The sequence below is a fragment of the Streptomyces sp. C genome (assembly GCF_000158895.1).
Lineage (GTDB): Bacteria > Actinomycetota > Actinomycetes > Streptomycetales > Streptomycetaceae > Streptomyces > Streptomyces racemochromogenes.
In genome coordinates this window covers 5,297,747-5,313,254 of the sequence record NZ_GG657750.1, presented here as the reverse complement: position 1 = coordinate 5,313,254, position 15,508 = coordinate 5,297,747, and the positions used below count along the sequence as shown (strand labels likewise).

Genomic DNA, 15,508 nt, shown 5'->3' with positions numbered 1-15,508 from the left:
ATCGGGCCCCTTTCTTCTACGCGGCGAGCAGGCCGATGTCCACGGCCAGTCGGCTGGCCCGCTGCCGCCGCTCGGGCAGCCGTGATGCCGTTTCCTCCAGCACGATGGCCCGTGCGTAGCCGTTGTAGCGGGTCGTCTCCGGCGCCACCGCATGTGCCTGTTCCAGCGTCGCCAGCGCCACGTCCGGCTGCCCGTCCAGCTGGTATGCCCGAGCCTGCTCGATCCTGTGCCGGGCCCGGCGGGGCAGTGACGGGATGATCACCGTCTCCGAACCGGCCGCCTGCCGAACGGCCTCCCCGCCGGCCCTCAGCTCCACCGCGACGGTGACCCCGTGCGCTCCCATCACCGGTCGCCCGAAGCTCGTCACCCGGTGGAAATAGCCGTCGGGAAGCTCCTCGGCCACACGTTCCGCGCGCTCCCACCACCCCCACGCAGCACCCGTCTCACGGCGCTTCGCGGCAGTCAGCGCAGCTTCCGCCCGCAAAGCGCCAACAATCGCCCGCACCTCCACCTCAGCATCCGACAACCTGGGCTCCAGCAGTCTCAGGGCCTGCTGGACCACGTCGTCCGCCTCGTCGTACTGCCCGGAATCCCGGTGCGCCTGAGCGGACAGCCAAGCAGCGACACCCACCGCGTGCGGGTCCTCGGACTCCTGCGCGGCATTCATTCCGCGATCGGCGACCCTCCACAACAGCGCGGGGTCCGGCTGGTAGGCGACGAAGAACTGGGCGAGGAAGTAGGTCTCCGCCTTGAGCCGCAGGGCGTTCCGCCGCTCGGCGGCAGTCTCGGCCTGCCTGACCCCGAGCTGCGTGTCCCGGATCAGACCTGGCAGCAAGGCGCCGATGACCGCCCGGTGGTTCGGCGCCTTGTGCCTCGCGTCCCATGCGGCATCCAAAGCCGCCCGCAGGAACGCCTGGGAGGGGGCCTGACGGTCTCCACCGGCCGGAAAGGCGGTGAGTGCAGCACGCACTGCCGGCAACTGGTCGTGGCCAGGCCCGAGGAACAGCTCGGTGTTCTGCGCCGTACCGAGATCTCCCACGAGGTCGTTCAGCCGACGGACACGCAGGGCTTGGGCAATGCCGAGAATCTCCGGCAGTCTCGGCATTCTCATGGCCCCGGTCTCTACCTTCTTGACCCACGACGGATGATGGCCGAGCAGCCCGGCCAACTGCTCACGGGTCATGCCTCGACGGGTGCGGTAGATCTGAACACGTTGCCCGAATGCGACAGGGTTGTCGTACGGGTCGGGGGGTGTATCGGATGACACGGCCTTGCCCCTTCTCTGTGCAGCTCGACACCGAACAGCCTATGGCTCAGGGCCATTTGTGAAAGCCCGAAAGCATCGCCCCAGACGGCCGTCGGCCGCCAAGATCTGAGAAGCGCGTAGCGATCCGACGCGCCCGTCCGGCTCCTCGGCTGCTCTGTTCGCCCTCTGGGGCGGGTAGCAGCCCCAGGCGGTCGCCGGACGCCAAGAAATGAGGAGCGCGTAGCGATCTGTCGCGTCTGGGGGCTTCCTGGGCTGCTCTGTTCGCCCTCTCGTGCGGGTAGTCGCGCACCGGCTCCGGATCTCGGCTCTTGGGGGCCCGGATGCCCGGCGAGCCGGCCCCCGGCCCCTCGTCTCATCGCTGAGACGCCCGTCCCTCCACCATGGACCGTGCCGTTTCTTTGGGGGTTTCCCGGCAGTCTTTCGGCTTTCCGGTTCGGGTCGGTCGGTCAAGGGTCGCCGAAGGCGATCACGAAGTGACGCGACGAAGGAGCGCCCTTGAGGGACCGGCCCGAACCGGAAGGACGATGGGACTGACGGGAAGCCCCCAACCCTCCCTGATCCGGTCCAGGGGGATACCGCTCCCCACCCCCCCGGCCCGCAGACAAGGGGGCGGGTGGGCAACCCCCGCCCCACCCCAGGGGGTCGAGGGGGAGATAGCGGGCCCGAGCCGTGGAGCCCCCCCCCGACCGGGTGACGCCCCCCGACCCGCCAGCCGCCCACGCCGTCTCTCCCCGCTCCCCGTGGCAGCATCGGGCGGCGGAGGTGATTACATGACAAAACGACTGCTGCGGATCGCCTGTCTCGCCGCCGTCTTCGTCGCCGCCGGCCCGCCGGCCGGTGTCCACGCCGAGCCGGGCCCCGGCCACAGCCCCGGGCCCGCCGTCGCCGACGGCCCCCTCCCCGAAGCCCGGGCCGTCCCCGCCGCCGCGCCCGCACGCGGTGTCGGGGAGTTGCTCACCCGCCTGCAAGGCCTCTACCAGCAGGCCGAGGAGGCGAGCGAGGCCTACAACGCCGCCGAAGTCGCCCTCAAGGCCCGCCAGGCGGAGGAGGAGCGGCTCGCCACCCAGCTCGGGCGGGCCCGTTCCGCGCTCGACACCGAGCGGGCCACCGCCGGGCGGCTCGCCCGGGAGCAGTACCAGGGGGCCCGCGGCGGCAGCCTCTCCCCGTACTTGCTGTTGCTGCTGTCCGGCGATCCGCAGCAGGCCGTCGACCAGCGCCGGCTCGCCGCCCGTGAGGGTGCCCGGCGGGCCGGCGTCGTGGCGCGGCTGGAGCGGGACCGGAAGCAGGCGGGGGCGCTCGCGGGGGCGGCCCGCAAGGCGTTGGACGAGCAGGAGGCGCTCGCCGCGCGGCAGAAGCAGGCCCGGGCGGAGGCGACGGGCCGGCTCAAGGAGGTCGAGCGGCTGCTGGCGGCGCTCACCCCCGAGGAGCTCGCCGGGCTCGGGGCGCACGAGGCGGCCGTGACCGCCGGGGCGCAGCGGACGCTGGTGGACTCGGGCCGGCTGCCCGCCCGTACGACTACGCCGACGGCGGCGGGCGGGGCCGCGCTGCGGTACGCGGCGGCGCAGATCGGCAAGCCGTACGTGTGGGGGGCCGAGGGGCCGGGTTCGTTCGACTGTTCGGGGCTGACCTCGCAGGCCTGGGAGCACGCCGGGCGGTCCATCCCCCGCACCAGCCAGGAGCAGTGGGCGCGGCTGACCCGGGTGCCGCTGGACCGGCTGCGACCGGGGGACCTGGTGGTCTACTTCCCGAAGGCGACGCACGTGGCCCTGTACGTCGGGGACGGCAAGGTGATCCAGGCGCCCCGTCCGGGGGCGAAGGTGAAGGTGTCGCCGATCGCGGCGAACCCGCTGCTCGGGGCGGTCCGGCCGGATCCGGAGGGGACGCCGCTGACGGAGTTCACCCCGCCGCCGCTGCCCGGGGCCGCGGCGGCGGGGGACGACGCGGGCTACTCCTCGGAGGAGGCGCCCGAGGACGAGCCCGAGGAGGCGCCCGAGGACGAGCCCGACGACGCGGCCACCGACGCGGCGGCCTCCGCCAGGTAGTCGGCCGTGTCCTCGGGGTCGTAGAAGTACGAGTCGAAGTCGGCCGGGTTGTCGAAGCCGTTGGCGAATCGATTCGCCACCGGCTGGAGCTGCCCGGCCGCCCCGATCAGGTTCAGTACGTGCTCCGGCGGGACGCCCAGCATGGCGTTGGTCCACTGGGTCACCGGCTTGCCGGTGGTGAACCAGTACTTGTCGAAGGTGGCCTTCATCCACGCCTCGTCGAACGGCTTGTCGCCGTGCATGAGGATCGAGGAGAGGTACGAGGCCGCGCACTTGGCCGCCGAGTTCGAGCCCTGCCCCGTGATCGGGTCGTTGGCCACGACCACGTCCGCGACGCCCAGGACGAGGCCGCCGCCGGGGAGGCGCCCGACGGGGTTGCGGACGACCGGCGCGTAGCGGCCGGAGAGGGTGCCGCCCGCGTCCGTCAGTTCGACCTTCGTCGCCCGCGCGTACTCCCACGGGACGTACTTCTCCATGAGCTCCAGCGTCAGCGCCAGGTGCTCGGAGGGGTCGTTGACGCCCTTGAAGACGTCCAGCGGTCCGCCCGGCAGGCCCTCCCAGAACAGGATGTCGGCGCGCCCCGAGGTGGTCAGGGTCGGCATGACGAACAGCTCGCCGACGCCCGGGACCAGGTTGCAGCGCACGGCCTCGGTGTCCGGGTGCTCGCGGCGCGGCCCGAGGCCGTGGACGTAGGAGACGGCCAGCGCGCGCTGCGGGGTGTCGTACGGGGAGCGTGCCGCGTCCCGCCCGAACATCGACACGAGCTCGCCCTTGCCGGCGGCGACGAGCACGAGGTCGTACGTGCGGGAGAAGAAGTCCAGGTCGGCGACGGACGCGCCGTGCACGACGAGCTGTCCGCCGCGCTGGGTGAAGGTGTCGAGCCAGCCCGCCATCTTCACGCGCTGGTCCACGGACTGCGCGTAACCCCTGAGGCGGCCGAGCCAGTCGACGGCGCGGGAGCCGTCGGGGGCGGCGACGGAGACGCCCAGGCCATGGATCTGCGGGGCCTGCTTCTCCCAGAAGTTCAGCTGGAGGTCCCGCTCGTGCTGGAGCGCCGTGTCGAACATGCACTGGGTGGACATGACCCGTCCGGTGCGGATCTCGTCCGCGGTCCGGTTGGACATGAGGGTGATCTCGTAGCCCTTGGCCTGGAGGCCGAGGGCGAGCTGGAGACCGGACTGGCCGGCCCCGACGACGAGTATCTTGCGCATCACGTTCTCGATTCGGGGGGAGGGGGAACGGACCTACTCGGGGGTGGCGTCCAGTGCGTGGCCCACCAGGGTGAGCAGGGACTCCACGACCGTGGCCCGGCGCCGCGCGTCCATGATCACGACGGGGACGCTCGGCGGGATGGTCAGTGCCTCCCGCACGTCCTCCACGTCGTAGGAGCGCGAGCCCTCGAAGTGGTTCACGGCGACCGCGTACGGCAGCCCGCAGGTCTCGAAGTAGTCGAGCGCGGGGAAGCAGTCGCGCAGCCGGCGCGTGTCGGCGAGCACCAGGCCACCGATGGCCCCGCGCACGAGGTCGTCCCACATGAACCAGAACCGCTCCTGGCCGGGGGTTCCGTACACGTAGAGCACGAGGTCGTCGTCGAGGGTGATGCGCCCGAAGTCCATGGCGACGGTGGTCGTGCTCTTGTCCGGGGTCCCGCTCAGGTCGTCGGTGGGGACGCTGGCCTGGGTCATCACCGCTTCGGTGCGCAGCGGGGTGATCTCGGAGACGGAGGACACGAAGGTGGTCTTGCCGACGCCGAAGCCGCCGGCGACGAGCACCTTGACGGCGACGGGGGCGCGCGAGCGGTCGTACTGCCAGGGCTGGACGGGCTCGTCGTCCACGAGGCCCGTCGCGCCGACGGCGACGTCGGGGCCGGCGGTGGCGCCGGCGGCGATTTCAGAGACGGCGGAGGCCACTGAGCACCCTTTCCAGCAGCGCGCGGTCGGGCCGGCCGGTGCCGTGGCCCGTGCCGTAGACGCGTATGCGGCCCTGGTCGGCGAGGTCGCTGACGAGGACCCGGACCACGCCGAGCGGCAGCTTCAGCAGTGCGGCTATCTCGGCGATGGTGCGCATCCGGCGGCACACCTCGACGATGGCGCGCATCTCGGGCATGCGGTCGGGCGTCTTGGCCGGACCGCTGTCGAGCGTGGCGACGAAGGTCTCCACCAGCAGCACCTGCGGGAAGCGGGTGCGGCCGCCCGTGAGGGAGTACGGGCGGACGCGGGCGGGGCGGCGGTCGGCGCCGCGTATCGGCAGCCGGTCGGAGGCCGTACTCCTCACGGGTTTTTCTCCATCGACTGGCGCAGCTCGCTGCGGACTTCGGGGGTCAGGACGTGGCCGGCGCGGCCGACGAAGAGGGCCATGTGGTAGGCGACGACGCTCATGTCGCAGTCGGGCGTGGCGTGCACGCCGAGCAGGGAGCCGTCGCTGATGGACATGACGAAGACGGAGCCGTTCTCCATGGCGACCATCGTCTGCTTGACCGTGCCGAACTCCATGAGGGCGGCCGCACCGGTGGTGAGGCTGCCGAGTCCGGACACGATGGTGGCGAGGTCGGCGGAGGCGCCGCGGGGGCCCTTGGGGCGGTCGCCCCGGGCGGATTCCGCGGCCGGCTCGGAGGAGAGCAGCAGCAGCCCGTCCGAGGACACGACGGCCACGGAGTTGACCCCGGGCACCTCCTCGACCAGGTCGGTCAGCAGCCACTGCAGGTTGCGGGCCTGGGTGCTCAGTCCGTACGTACTGGGCGCGGTCATGTGCGTGCCTCCTGTGCGGTGTCCCCCTGGTCGGTGTGCCCCTGCCCCCGGTCCTGCGCGAGTTCTTCCGCTGCGACCCGGCGCCCGTCCTGGGCGCCCTGGTAGAACCCGCCGAGCCGGCGGCGCAGTTCCTCGGCGTCGACCCGGCGCGGCTCGGGGCGGGCCGCTGCGGGGTTCCCGATGCCGGGGGCCGCCACGGAGCGCGGGGTCCGCTTGGGCAGGCCCTTGGCGGTGACGGGCTGGGGGGCGGGCTCGGCCATGGGCTCGGGGTGGCTGCCCTGGCGGGGGACGAAGCCGTCCTCCGCGTCGGCGGCCCGCCGGTGGCTGGACTGTTCGGCGTCGTGCGCCGGTCCGGTGTTTCCTTCGTCGTTTACGGGCGCACCCGGCGCGGTCTCCGGTCCCCCGGCGGCGTCCGCCGGGGCGGGGTCGGCCGCCGTGAAGGCGTCCGCGTCCGCTTCGGCCACGACCCGCGCGAGGAGCTCCTGCTCGGGGGCGGCCCCGCCCGGCGCTCCGGCCGCGGGGGCCGTCTCGGGCTCGCCCTCGCCGGCGTCGGCGTCGGCGTCCTCGCCCGGGTCGGCATCGAAGGCCTCGGCGAGCGTGACGACCTTGGCGGGCTCCGCGTCGGCGGCCACCGGCTCCGACGGCTGCTCGGCCTGCTCAGCCTGCTCCGCCGCGGGCGGGCGCAGCCGCGGCGGCAGGGTGTTCTCGTTGGCCTCGGCGATCACGCCGGGCAGCTGGAACGCGGGGGCGCCCGGCGTGGCCAGGGTGTGCACCGGGGAGCTCGGCGGGGCGTCCGGCAGGAGTGCCTCGGGGACGACGACCAGGGCCTCCAGGCCGCCGTGCCGGCCGGCGCGGAGCTCGGCGGTGACGCCGTGGCGCGCCGCGAGGCGGCCGGCGACGTACAGGCCGAGTCCCAGGCCGTGTTCGGCCTCGGGTTCCTCGTCGTAGGCGTCGGGGGTGGACAGGCGGGTGTTGAGGGAGGCCAGGCGGTCCTCGGTGACACCGATGCCCTGGTCCACGACGGACAGGACCACGTCGCCGGCGTCGTTGAGCCAGCCGGACACCTTCACCTTGGCTTCGGGCGGGGAGAAGGTCGTGGCGTTCTCGAGGAGTTCCGCGAGGACGTGGGAGATGTCGTCGGCGGCGTGCCCGGCGACCTGGGTGTAGGAGGGCATGGCCGCGAGTTCGACGCGCTCGTAGCGCTCGATCTCGCTGACGGCGGCCCGCATGACGTCGACCAGGGGCACGGGCAGGCTCTGGCCGTGGCCGTGCTCCTGTCCGGCGAGGACCAGCAGGTTCTCGTTGTGGCGGCGCATGACGGTCGCCAGGTGGTCCAGCTTGAAGAGGGTGGCGAGCCGGTCCGGGTCGCCTTCCTTGGACTCCAGCTCCTCGATGACCGCGAGCTGGCGCTCGACGAGGCCGAGGGTGCGCAGGGAGAGCGAGACGGAGGTCGTCGACATGATGCGGCGGTGCTCTTCGAGTCCCGCGCGCAGCTTGGCGAGCTCCTCCTCCAGGACCTCGCGGCCGCCGGTGAGGGCTTCGTTGCGGCCGATGAGGCGGCGGCGGTCGGCGTCGAGCCCGGAGACCTTGGTGTGCAGGGCGACGGTCTGGTCGCGGACCGCGTTGAGGTGGCGTACGACCTCGGCGAACTCGTCGTTGCGGCCGGTGAAGCGGACGGGCTCCTGCGAGCCCTCGGGGGTCGCGAGCCGTTCCGCGCCGCGCCGCAGCACCGACAGGGGTCTGGTGAGGGAGCGGGCGACGGCGGTGGAGAAGCCGATGACGAAGAGGAAGAGGACGCCGAGTCCGGCGACCATCAGCTCCAGCCGGGTGACGTCGTCGTCGCGCAGCTTGGTGAAGGCGGTGGCGCGGTCTCCGGCCAGGGTGGACTCCACCGAGCGCATCCGGTCGACGCGGGCGGTGAGGGTGGTGGCGAGGGCGGCGGCGTCGGTGGCCCTGCGCTCGGCCGGGGTCAGGGTGGACCGCTCGGTGAGGCGCTTGAGCTGGTCGTCGGCGGCCTTGACCTCGGGGCCGGTGACGGTGGCGGCGAGGGTCTGGCGTACGGCGGGGCGGGCGGCGCGCGCGAAGTCGTCGAGGGCGGCCTGTTCGCGGACGCGGGAGCGCTGGGCGGCACCGGTGAGCTCGTCGGCGACGGCGGAGTTCGGGGTCTGCTCGGCGCGCGGGACGGCCAGGGCGGCGAGCAGCAGGCCGCGGGTGGCGGACGCCTGGTCCACGGCCTGGCCGAGGGGGGCCATGGGCCGGGTGACGGCGAGGGCGTCCTCGGCGCGCGGCGGGGTGAGTTCGGCGAGGCGGTCGCCGGGGGCGAGGAGTTCGGCGAGGAGTCCTGCGTAGGCCTGCTGCGCGGCGAGGGCGGTGCCCTTGCCGTCGACGGCTTCGGCGCGGACGGCCTTGACCTTGCCGAGGGCGCCGGCGAGTTCCGCGTCGGCCTCGGGGCGGAGTTCGGCGATCTGCCGGTCGGTGCGCGCGGTGCGCTCGTCGACGGGTGCCTTGGCGTTGCCGGGCCGGCCCTTGGCCGCGTACTCGACGACGGCGTCGCGCTCGTCGCCGAGGAGGTGGGCGAGGGTGAGGGCGTGCTGCGTCTGTTCCGCGAGGGTGACCAGGCGCTGGGAGTCGTTCAGTTCCCTCGTGGCGGAAACGACGGCGGGGGTGCCTGCCGCGAGGACGGTGAGTCCGGCGACTGCTACTCCGACGACCAGCCTGCTGCGGACGCGTACGCGCCGTCCTGCGTTGGCGGGTCCGTCGGCGCTGGCGGTGCCGTTCTTCCGAGACCGCTTCTTAGACACCGGTGCTCGCAATCCTGTACGTGTGCTCGTGCTCGTCTACTCGTGTGGCCGAGGTAACGGCCGGTCAACAAGTAAACGCCCCCTGCCCCCTCGTACCGCCTCAGACCTTCGCAGTGTGTTGGGAGGAGAGCCGCACATCGCCCACCCGGCCACTCGAAGGAGTGAACATCACGGAGGAGTGGCCGACCAACTCGGGCACCGCGTGCCAGTGGCCCGGCATGGACGGGCGGTTGAAAGAACGCGGCGGGCTTTGGCAGTATGCCCGCCCACACTTCGCGGTGGGCGGGCGGGCGGGGCTTCCGGGCGGCCGGGCCCGCACTTTCCGCCATTGGTATGGACCTTCCGGCCTCCCCGGGGTCCCGGCGGGCAGAATGTCCGCATGCGCATCGACCTGGCCTCCGAACCCGGCAACCCGGAACACCCCAACCAGGACTGGGTGTCGGCGTCGGCACCTGCGTCGGGAGGCGGCGTCGTGGTCGTCCTGGACGGGGTGACCCCGCCGCGCGGGAACGACGGGTGCGTGCACGGAGTGCCCTGGTTCTCCACCCGGCTCGGCGGCCGATTGACCGAACTGTCCGGATCGCGGCGGGACATGCCCCTGGAGGGGGTCCTGGCCCGGGCGATCGCCGACACCGCCGACGCGCACCGGGACACGTGTGACCTTTCTCACGCACGGACCCCGCAGGCGACGGTGGTCGTGGTCCGCTGGGACGAGTCGTACGTGGAGCACCTCGTGCTCTCCGATTCCGTGCTCCTGCTCCGCGGACCCGGCGGTGCGGTCACGCCGGTGCTGGACGACCGGCTGGACCGGGTGCCGGACGGGGTGCGCGGCTCGGTGGCGGCGACGGACGCGCTGCGCAATGCCGAGGGGGGCTTCTTCACGGCGGCCGCGGACCCGGCGGTGGCGGCCCGGGCCGTCACCGGGCGCACCCCGCGCGCGGAGGTGCTGGCGGTGGCCGCGCTCACGGACGGCGCCAGCCGCTGGACGGACACGTTCGGGGAGGGCGACTGGGCGGCCTGCCTGGACGTGCTGCGCAAGGAGGGGGCGCGGGGGCTGATCGGGCGGGTCCGGGCCGTGGAGTCGGACCCGCTGCGCCCGCCGGCCGGGCACAAGCGGCACGACGACGCCTCGGCGGTCTACGCGGAGCTCTGACCCCCGGCAGCCGGGCGGCTCCCCTACTCCTCGCCGGAGTTCAGCTGGTTGAGCAGTCTGGCCAGCTCCGCGACCTCGCCGCGGTCCCAGTCGGCCAGCTTGCGCATGTACTGCTCGCGCCGGGCCCCCCGTACGCGCAGGAAGCGCTCCCGGCCCTCTTCCGTGAGGCCCACGAGGAAGGCGCGGCCGTCGGCGGGGTCCGGCTCGCGGGCCACCAGGCCGAGCACCTCCAGGGCGCGCAGCTGCCGGCTCATGGTGGCCTTGCCGACGCCGAAGTAGGCGGCCAGCTCGGTGGCCCGCTGGCGGCCGGCGGCCTCCAGGCGGACCAGCAGCCCGTACGCGGCCGGTTCCAGCTCGGGGTGCAGGGCGCGGGCCATCTCGCCGGAGGAGGCCCGGGCGCGCCGCAGGAAGACGGACAGCTCCCGCTCCAGGGCGAGGAACTCCTGGTCTTCGCTGCCGTGCACGTGCCGCTCCCATCGGTGGCGGGGCGCGCCGTGGCACCCCTGTTCGGGACCAGTATTTCGCAGCGGGTGCGCCGAGGGCCCGGGGCCCCGCCGAAGGGGGTCCCCGGGCCCTCGGCGGGCCGTGGGCGGCTTCGGGATCAGGCCGGCCTCAGGCGCCATCGGGCACCATCCGGCGGCATCAGGCGGCCTCAGGCGGCCTCAGGCGGCCTTGGTGAAGGAGACCACCGCCGGGGCGAGGGCCAGCTCCAGCACCTGGCGCACGTCCGTCACCGGGTGCACCTCCAGCCCCTCCAGCACCTCGCTCGGGACGTCGTCCAGGTCGGCCTCGTTCCGCTTGGGGATGATCACGGTGGTCAGCCCGGCCCGGTGCGCGGCCAGCAGCTTCTGCTTGACCCCGCCGATCGGGAGGACCCGTCCGGTCAGCGAGACCTCGCCGGTCATGGCCACGTCCGTGCGGACCTGGCGGCCGGAGAGCAGGGACGCCAGCGCGGTGGTCATGGTGATGCCCGCGCTCGGGCCGTCCTTGGGGACGGCGCCCGCCGGGAAGTGGATGTGCACGCCCCGGTCCTTCAGGTCGGCGACGGGCAGCTCCAGCTCCGCGCCGTGCGAGCGCAGGAAGCAGAGGGCGATCTGCGCCGACTCCTTCATGACGTCGCCCAGCTGGCCCGTGAGGGTGAGCCCGGCGGCGCCGGTCTCCGGGTCGGCGAGGGAGGCCTCGACGAACAGGACGTCCCCGCCGGCGCCGGTGACGGCGAGGCCGGTGGCCACGCCCGGGACGGCCGTCCGCCGCTCCGCCGGGTCCTGGGCGGACTCGGGCACGTGGTGCGGGCGGCCGATCAGGCCGCGCAGCTCGCCCGCGCCGATGGCGAAGGGGAACTCCCGCTCCCCCAGCTCGTGCTGGGAGGCCACCTTGCGCAGGAGCCGGGCGATGGACCGCTCCAGGGTGCGCACGCCGGCCTCGCGGGTGTACTCGCCGGCGAGCTTGCGCAGCGCGTCCTCCTCCAGGACCACTTCCCCGTCGGTCAGCCCGGCGCGCTCCAGCTGGCGGGGCAGCAGGTGGTCGCGGGCGATGACGACCTTCTCGTCCTCGGTGTAGCCGTCGAGGCGCACCAGCTCCATGCGGTCGGCGAGGGCTTCGGGGATGGCCTCCAGGACGTTGGCCGTCGCGAGGAAGACGACGTCGCTGAGGTCCAGCTCCACCTCCAGGTAGTGGTCCCGGAAGGTGTGGTTCTGCGCGGGGTCCAGGACCTCCAGGAGGGCGGCCGCCGGGTCGCCCCGGAAGTCGGAGCCGACCTTGTCGATCTCGTCGAGGAGCACGACCGGGTTCATCGACCCGGCCTCCTTGATGGCCCGCACGATGCGGCCGGGCAGGGCGCCGACGTAGGTGCGGCGGTGGCCGCGGATCTCGGCCTCGTCCCGTACGCCGCCGAGGGCGACGCGGACGAACTTGCGCCCCATGGCGTGGGCGACGCTCTCGCCCAGCGAGGTCTTGCCGACGCCGGGGGGCCCGACGAGGGCGAGGACCGCTCCGCCGCGCCGTCCGCCGACGACGCCCATGCCGCGCTCGCCGCGCCGCTTGCGCACGGCGAGGTACTCGGTGATGCGGTCCTTCACGTCGTTCAGCCCGGCGTGCTCGGCGTCGAGCACGGCGCGGGCGCCCCGGATGTCGTACGCGTCCTCGGTGCGCTCGGTCCAGGGCAGTTCCAGGACGGTGTCCAGCCAGGTGCGGATCCAGGAGCCCTCGGGGCTCTGGTCGCTGGCCCGCTCCAGCTTGTCGACCTCCTTGAGCGCGGCCTCCCGCACCTTCTCGGGCAGGTCGGCGGCCTCGACGCGGGCGCGGTAGTCGTCGGACTCCTCGCCCTCCTTCTCCCCGCCCAGTTCGCGCAGCTCCTTGCGGACGGCCTCCAGCTGGCGGCGGAGCAGGAACTCGCGCTGCTGCTTCTCGACGCCGTCCTGGACGTCCTTGGCGATGGACTCGGCCACGTCCTGCTCGGCAAGGTGGTCGCTGAGCGCCTTGACGGCGAGGCGGAGGCGGGCGACCGGGTCGGCGGTCTCCAGCAGCTCGACCTTCTGCGCCACGGTCAGGAACGGCGAGTACCCGGAGTTGTCGGCCAGCGCCGACACCCCCTCGATCTGCTGCACCCGGTCCACGACCTGCCAGGCCCCGCGCTTCTTCAGCCAGCTGGTGGCGAGGGCCGTGTACTCCTTGACGAGCTCGGCGACCGCCCCGGGCAGCGGGTCGGGCACCCTTTCGTCGACGGTCTCCCCCTCGACCCAGAGCGCCGCCCCGGGCCCGGTGGTCCCGGCGCCGATCCGGACGCGGCCGCGCCCGCGGATCAGCGCCCCGGGATCGCCGTCGGAGAGCCGCCCGACCTGCTCGACGGTCCCCAGCACACCGATCCCGGCGTACTTCCCGTCGACCCGCGGCACGAGCAGCACCCGGGGCTTCCCGCTGCCCGCCGCCGCCTGCGCCGCCTCGACGGCACCGCGCACCTCGGCGTCGGACAGGTCCAGGGGAACGACCATCCCGGGCAGCACGACCTCGTCGTCGAGCGGCAGTACGGGCAGGGTGAGCGTTACGGACGTCGAAGCCATGATCTTCCCTCCGGCAGTGAAGTTGAGCTATGCCGACTCAATGCTTCTGCGTCCGGCAATGTTCCCCAACACCCGTTCGCCGGGGGCGAACACGTCCGGCCGGCCCTCCGTAGCACCATGACGGCATGACAGACATACGACGGACCGTCAGCTCCGGCTCCCCGCTGGAACCCCGGATCGGCTTCTCCCGCGCGGTGCGCACGGGGCCCTACGTGGCCGTCGCCGGCACGGCCCCGATCGGGGACGACGGCTCCACGGTCGGCCCCGGCGACGTCCACGCCCAGACGGTGCGCTGCCTGGACATCGCCCAGCGCGCCCTGGAGGAGGCCGGCGCCTCGCTCGCCGACGTCGTGCGGACCCGGATCATGCTCACCGACATCACCGCCTGGGAGGAAGCCGCGCGGGCCCACGGCGAGCGGTTCGCCGCGGTCCGCCCGGTGACGACCTTCGTCGAGGTGTCCCGCTTCATCGACCCGGCCTGGCTGGTGGAGGTGGAGGTCGACGCGGTGGTTCCTTAGAGAGGGCGGAGGCGGATGTCGCCGGAAGTGGTGCGGACCGCGATCCGGGAAGGGGCGTCGGGGGCGTCCCCGAGGGTGACGTCCCGGTCGCCCGAAGCGGTGTCGGCCGACACCCGGTACGGGGCCTGCGGCGCCTTCAGGGTCACGTCGCCCGAGCTGGTGGTGACGGACACCGAGGCCGGGGCCTTCTCGAAGCCGACCACGGCGTCCCCGGAACTCGAGCGGAACTCGCCCTCCGGGCCGGACAGGCCGGTGGCCGTGATGTTCCCCGAGGAGGTCCGGGCCTTCAGCGGGCCCGGGATCCGCTCGGCCCGGACGTCACCGGAGGAGGAGTCCAGCTCGGCGGACGCCACCCCCGTCACCGTGATGTCGCCGCTGCTGCTGCCGACCTTGAGCTTCGCCGACGCCGGCACCTCCAGCCGGTAGTCCACCCAGCAGGAGTCCTGGTCCCCCTGGCAGCCGTGGGTGAAGCTCAGCACCCCGCCCGTGACCCGCTGCCCCGGCACGGGCGCGGTGTCGCCCCGGTAGTGCACGACCCGGTGGACGGTGACTCCGGGACCACTGCCCGGGGACACCACCACCGACCCCCGCCGAAGACCCGTCAGCTCCACCGCGGTGACGGCCTCGGAGACGGCGGCGTCGGCCTCGGCGGTCTTCAGCCTGGCCTCCTCCACGAGGGAACACCCCGACAGCAGCAGGGCCGAGGCGACGACGGTGGCCGCGAGAGCGGTGCGGACGGGGCGGGAGGAGGTGTGGAGTGCCATGCCGACGAGTCTGCCGAGCGGGGGCCCGGCCCGCGCTGGTGCAGGTATCCGAACCCGGGTGGGGCTAGCCCCACCCCCGTCAGGGCCCCGTCACCACCGGCCGCAGCTCCGAGGGCAGGCCCCACTCGCTCCACGAACCGTCGTACACCGCGGTCCGCCCGTACCCCGCCAGGGTCGCCCCCAGCGCGAGCACGCAGGCCGTGACGCCCGAACCGCAGCTGAAGTAGAACCGCTCCCGCTCCCCGGCCAACGCCCCGAACGCCTCGCGCAGTTCCCCGGCGGGCCGCATCAGGCCGTCCGGCCCCTGGAGTTCACCGAACGGCAGGTTCAGCGCGCCCGGCATGTGCCCGCCCCGCAGCCCCGGCCGGGGCTCGGGGGCGGTCCCCGCGAACCGCTCCCGGCTCCGCGCGTCGAACACGGCGGCGGCCGGATCGCCGAGCGCGTCGGCGACGACGCCCGCGTCCACCAGCAGGCCGGGCCTGGGCCGGGCGGTGAAGGAGCCGCGCGGCCCCTCGTACGCCGCCGCGCCGGCCTCGACGTCCAGCCCGGCGGCGACCCACGCGGGCAGGCCCCCGTCCAGCACGGCCACCCGGTCGAAGCCCATGGCGCGCAGCATCCACCAGGCGCGGGCGCTGGAGTAGATCCCGGCACCGTCGTACACGACCACGGTGTCGGTGTCGTGCACCCCGAGCCCGCACAGGGCCTCGGCGAAGTCCGCCGGGGAGGGCATGGTGTGCGGGGCCGCGGCCGCGTGGTCGGAGAGGGCGCCGTCGAGGTCGAAGGGCCGCGCACCGGGGATCCGCACGGGAGCCCCCCGGTGCGCCCCGACGGAGGCGTCGAACACCACGACCCCGCCGAGCCGCTCCGCGAGCCAGGCACTGCCGACGAGGGGGCCGGGTATCTCGGGTACGGGCATCTCGGGTACGGGCATGCGGAAACCTCCGGGCGCGGCATCGAGCACGATCTGCCCCCATCCTGACCCATCCGCAGCCGGGACAGGCCGTGTTGGGGACGGGGGCACAGGAGGCGGTGTCCCCCGGAGCGGTCTCAGGGAGGGTTGGGGGCTTCCCGAAGCCCGCCCCGCAGCGGAAGCGCGCTCGCGCTCAGGTCCACGGGGCGTGCCCCCGCCGCGATGCCGCGCGAGCCCCCCGCCCCGC

The 15,508-nt window shown here is 73.8% G+C and carries 13 protein-coding genes; 3 read left to right on the top strand and 10 right to left on the bottom strand.

Annotated features, from left to right (window positions below):
- Window positions 1-16: 16 nt before the first annotated feature.
- On the bottom strand, window positions 17-1,267 hold the full coding sequence (locus SSNG_RS24145) for a helix-turn-helix domain-containing protein (RefSeq protein WP_007266525.1): 1,251 nt from the start codon (window positions 1,265-1,267) through the stop codon (window positions 17-19).
- Window positions 1,268-2,037: 770 nt separating this feature from the next.
- On the opposite strand from SSNG_RS24145, the gene SSNG_RS24140 reads away from it, so the two are divergent.
- On the top strand, window positions 2,038-3,309 hold the full coding sequence (locus SSNG_RS24140) for a C40 family peptidase (protein WP_007266524.1): 1,272 nt from the start codon (window positions 2,038-2,040) through the stop codon (window positions 3,307-3,309).
- Here the strand turns inward: SSNG_RS24140 and SSNG_RS24135 are convergent.
- From SSNG_RS24135 to SSNG_RS24115, 5 genes are read right to left on the bottom strand one after another with little or no spacing between them, the layout of a single operon-like run.
- Window positions 3,213-4,520, bottom strand: a complete 1,308-nt coding sequence (locus SSNG_RS24135; protein WP_007266523.1) for a styrene monooxygenase/indole monooxygenase family protein — start codon at window positions 4,518-4,520, stop codon at window positions 3,213-3,215. The genes SSNG_RS24140 and SSNG_RS24135 overlap by 97 nt on opposite strands.
- Before the next feature lie 33 nt (window positions 4,521-4,553).
- Entirely contained in the window at window positions 4,554-5,144 is a 591-nt protein-coding gene (locus SSNG_RS24130) for an ATP/GTP-binding protein (RefSeq protein WP_042804034.1), read from the bottom strand.
- A gap of 55 nt (window positions 5,145-5,199) precedes the next feature.
- On the bottom strand, window positions 5,200-5,583 hold the full coding sequence (locus SSNG_RS24125; RefSeq protein ID WP_007266521.1) for a DUF742 domain-containing protein: 384 nt from the start codon (window positions 5,581-5,583) through the stop codon (window positions 5,200-5,202).
- Window positions 5,580-6,056: a roadblock/LC7 domain-containing protein gene (locus SSNG_RS24120; protein ID WP_007266520.1), complete on the bottom strand. Its 477-nt coding sequence runs from the start codon at window positions 6,054-6,056 to the stop codon at window positions 5,580-5,582. Before SSNG_RS24120 ends, SSNG_RS24125 begins: the two co-directional genes overlap by 4 nt.
- Window positions 6,053-8,857 (bottom strand): nitrate- and nitrite sensing domain-containing protein, encoded by a 2,805-nt coding sequence (locus SSNG_RS24115; protein WP_042801780.1) that lies wholly within the window; start codon window positions 8,855-8,857, stop codon window positions 6,053-6,055. The genes SSNG_RS24120 and SSNG_RS24115 overlap by 4 nt, the downstream gene beginning before the upstream one ends.
- Window positions 8,858-9,236: 379 nt before the next feature.
- Between SSNG_RS24115 and SSNG_RS24110 the strand changes: the two genes are divergently transcribed.
- On the top strand, window positions 9,237-10,010 hold the full coding sequence (locus tag SSNG_RS24110) for a protein phosphatase 2C domain-containing protein (protein ID WP_007266518.1): 774 nt from the start codon (window positions 9,237-9,239) through the stop codon (window positions 10,008-10,010).
- A 23-nt stretch (window positions 10,011-10,033) separates the two neighbouring features.
- Here the strand turns inward: SSNG_RS24110 and SSNG_RS43050 are convergent, their stop codons facing one another.
- Window positions 10,034-10,474 (bottom strand): MarR family transcriptional regulator, encoded by a 441-nt coding sequence (locus SSNG_RS43050; RefSeq protein WP_050779716.1) that lies wholly within the window; start codon window positions 10,472-10,474, stop codon window positions 10,034-10,036.
- A 198-nt stretch (window positions 10,475-10,672) separates the two neighbouring features.
- A complete protein-coding gene (gene lon, locus SSNG_RS24100) occupies window positions 10,673-13,069 on the bottom strand; it encodes an endopeptidase La (protein WP_007266516.1) in 2,397 nt (798 codons plus the stop codon).
- Between the two features lie 125 nt (window positions 13,070-13,194).
- Here lon and SSNG_RS24095 point away from each other — a divergent pair, with 125 nt between their 5' ends.
- Window positions 13,195-13,587, top strand: coding sequence for a RidA family protein (locus SSNG_RS24095; protein ID WP_007266515.1), 393 nt, complete (start codon window positions 13,195-13,197; stop codon window positions 13,585-13,587).
- Here the strand turns inward: SSNG_RS24095 and SSNG_RS24090 are convergent.
- On the bottom strand, window positions 13,584-14,351 hold the full coding sequence (locus SSNG_RS24090) for a DUF4097 family beta strand repeat-containing protein (RefSeq protein ID WP_007266514.1): 768 nt from the start codon (window positions 14,349-14,351) through the stop codon (window positions 13,584-13,586). The two genes, SSNG_RS24095 and SSNG_RS24090, sit on opposite strands and share 4 nt — an antisense overlap.
- A 79-nt stretch (window positions 14,352-14,430) precedes the next feature.
- Window positions 14,431-15,282 carry a sulfurtransferase gene (locus tag SSNG_RS24085; protein WP_007266513.1) on the bottom strand — a complete coding sequence of 284 codons (852 nt, stop codon included), beginning with the start codon at window positions 15,280-15,282 and terminating at the stop codon, window positions 14,431-14,433.
- Between the last annotated feature and the right edge of the window lie 226 nt (window positions 15,283-15,508).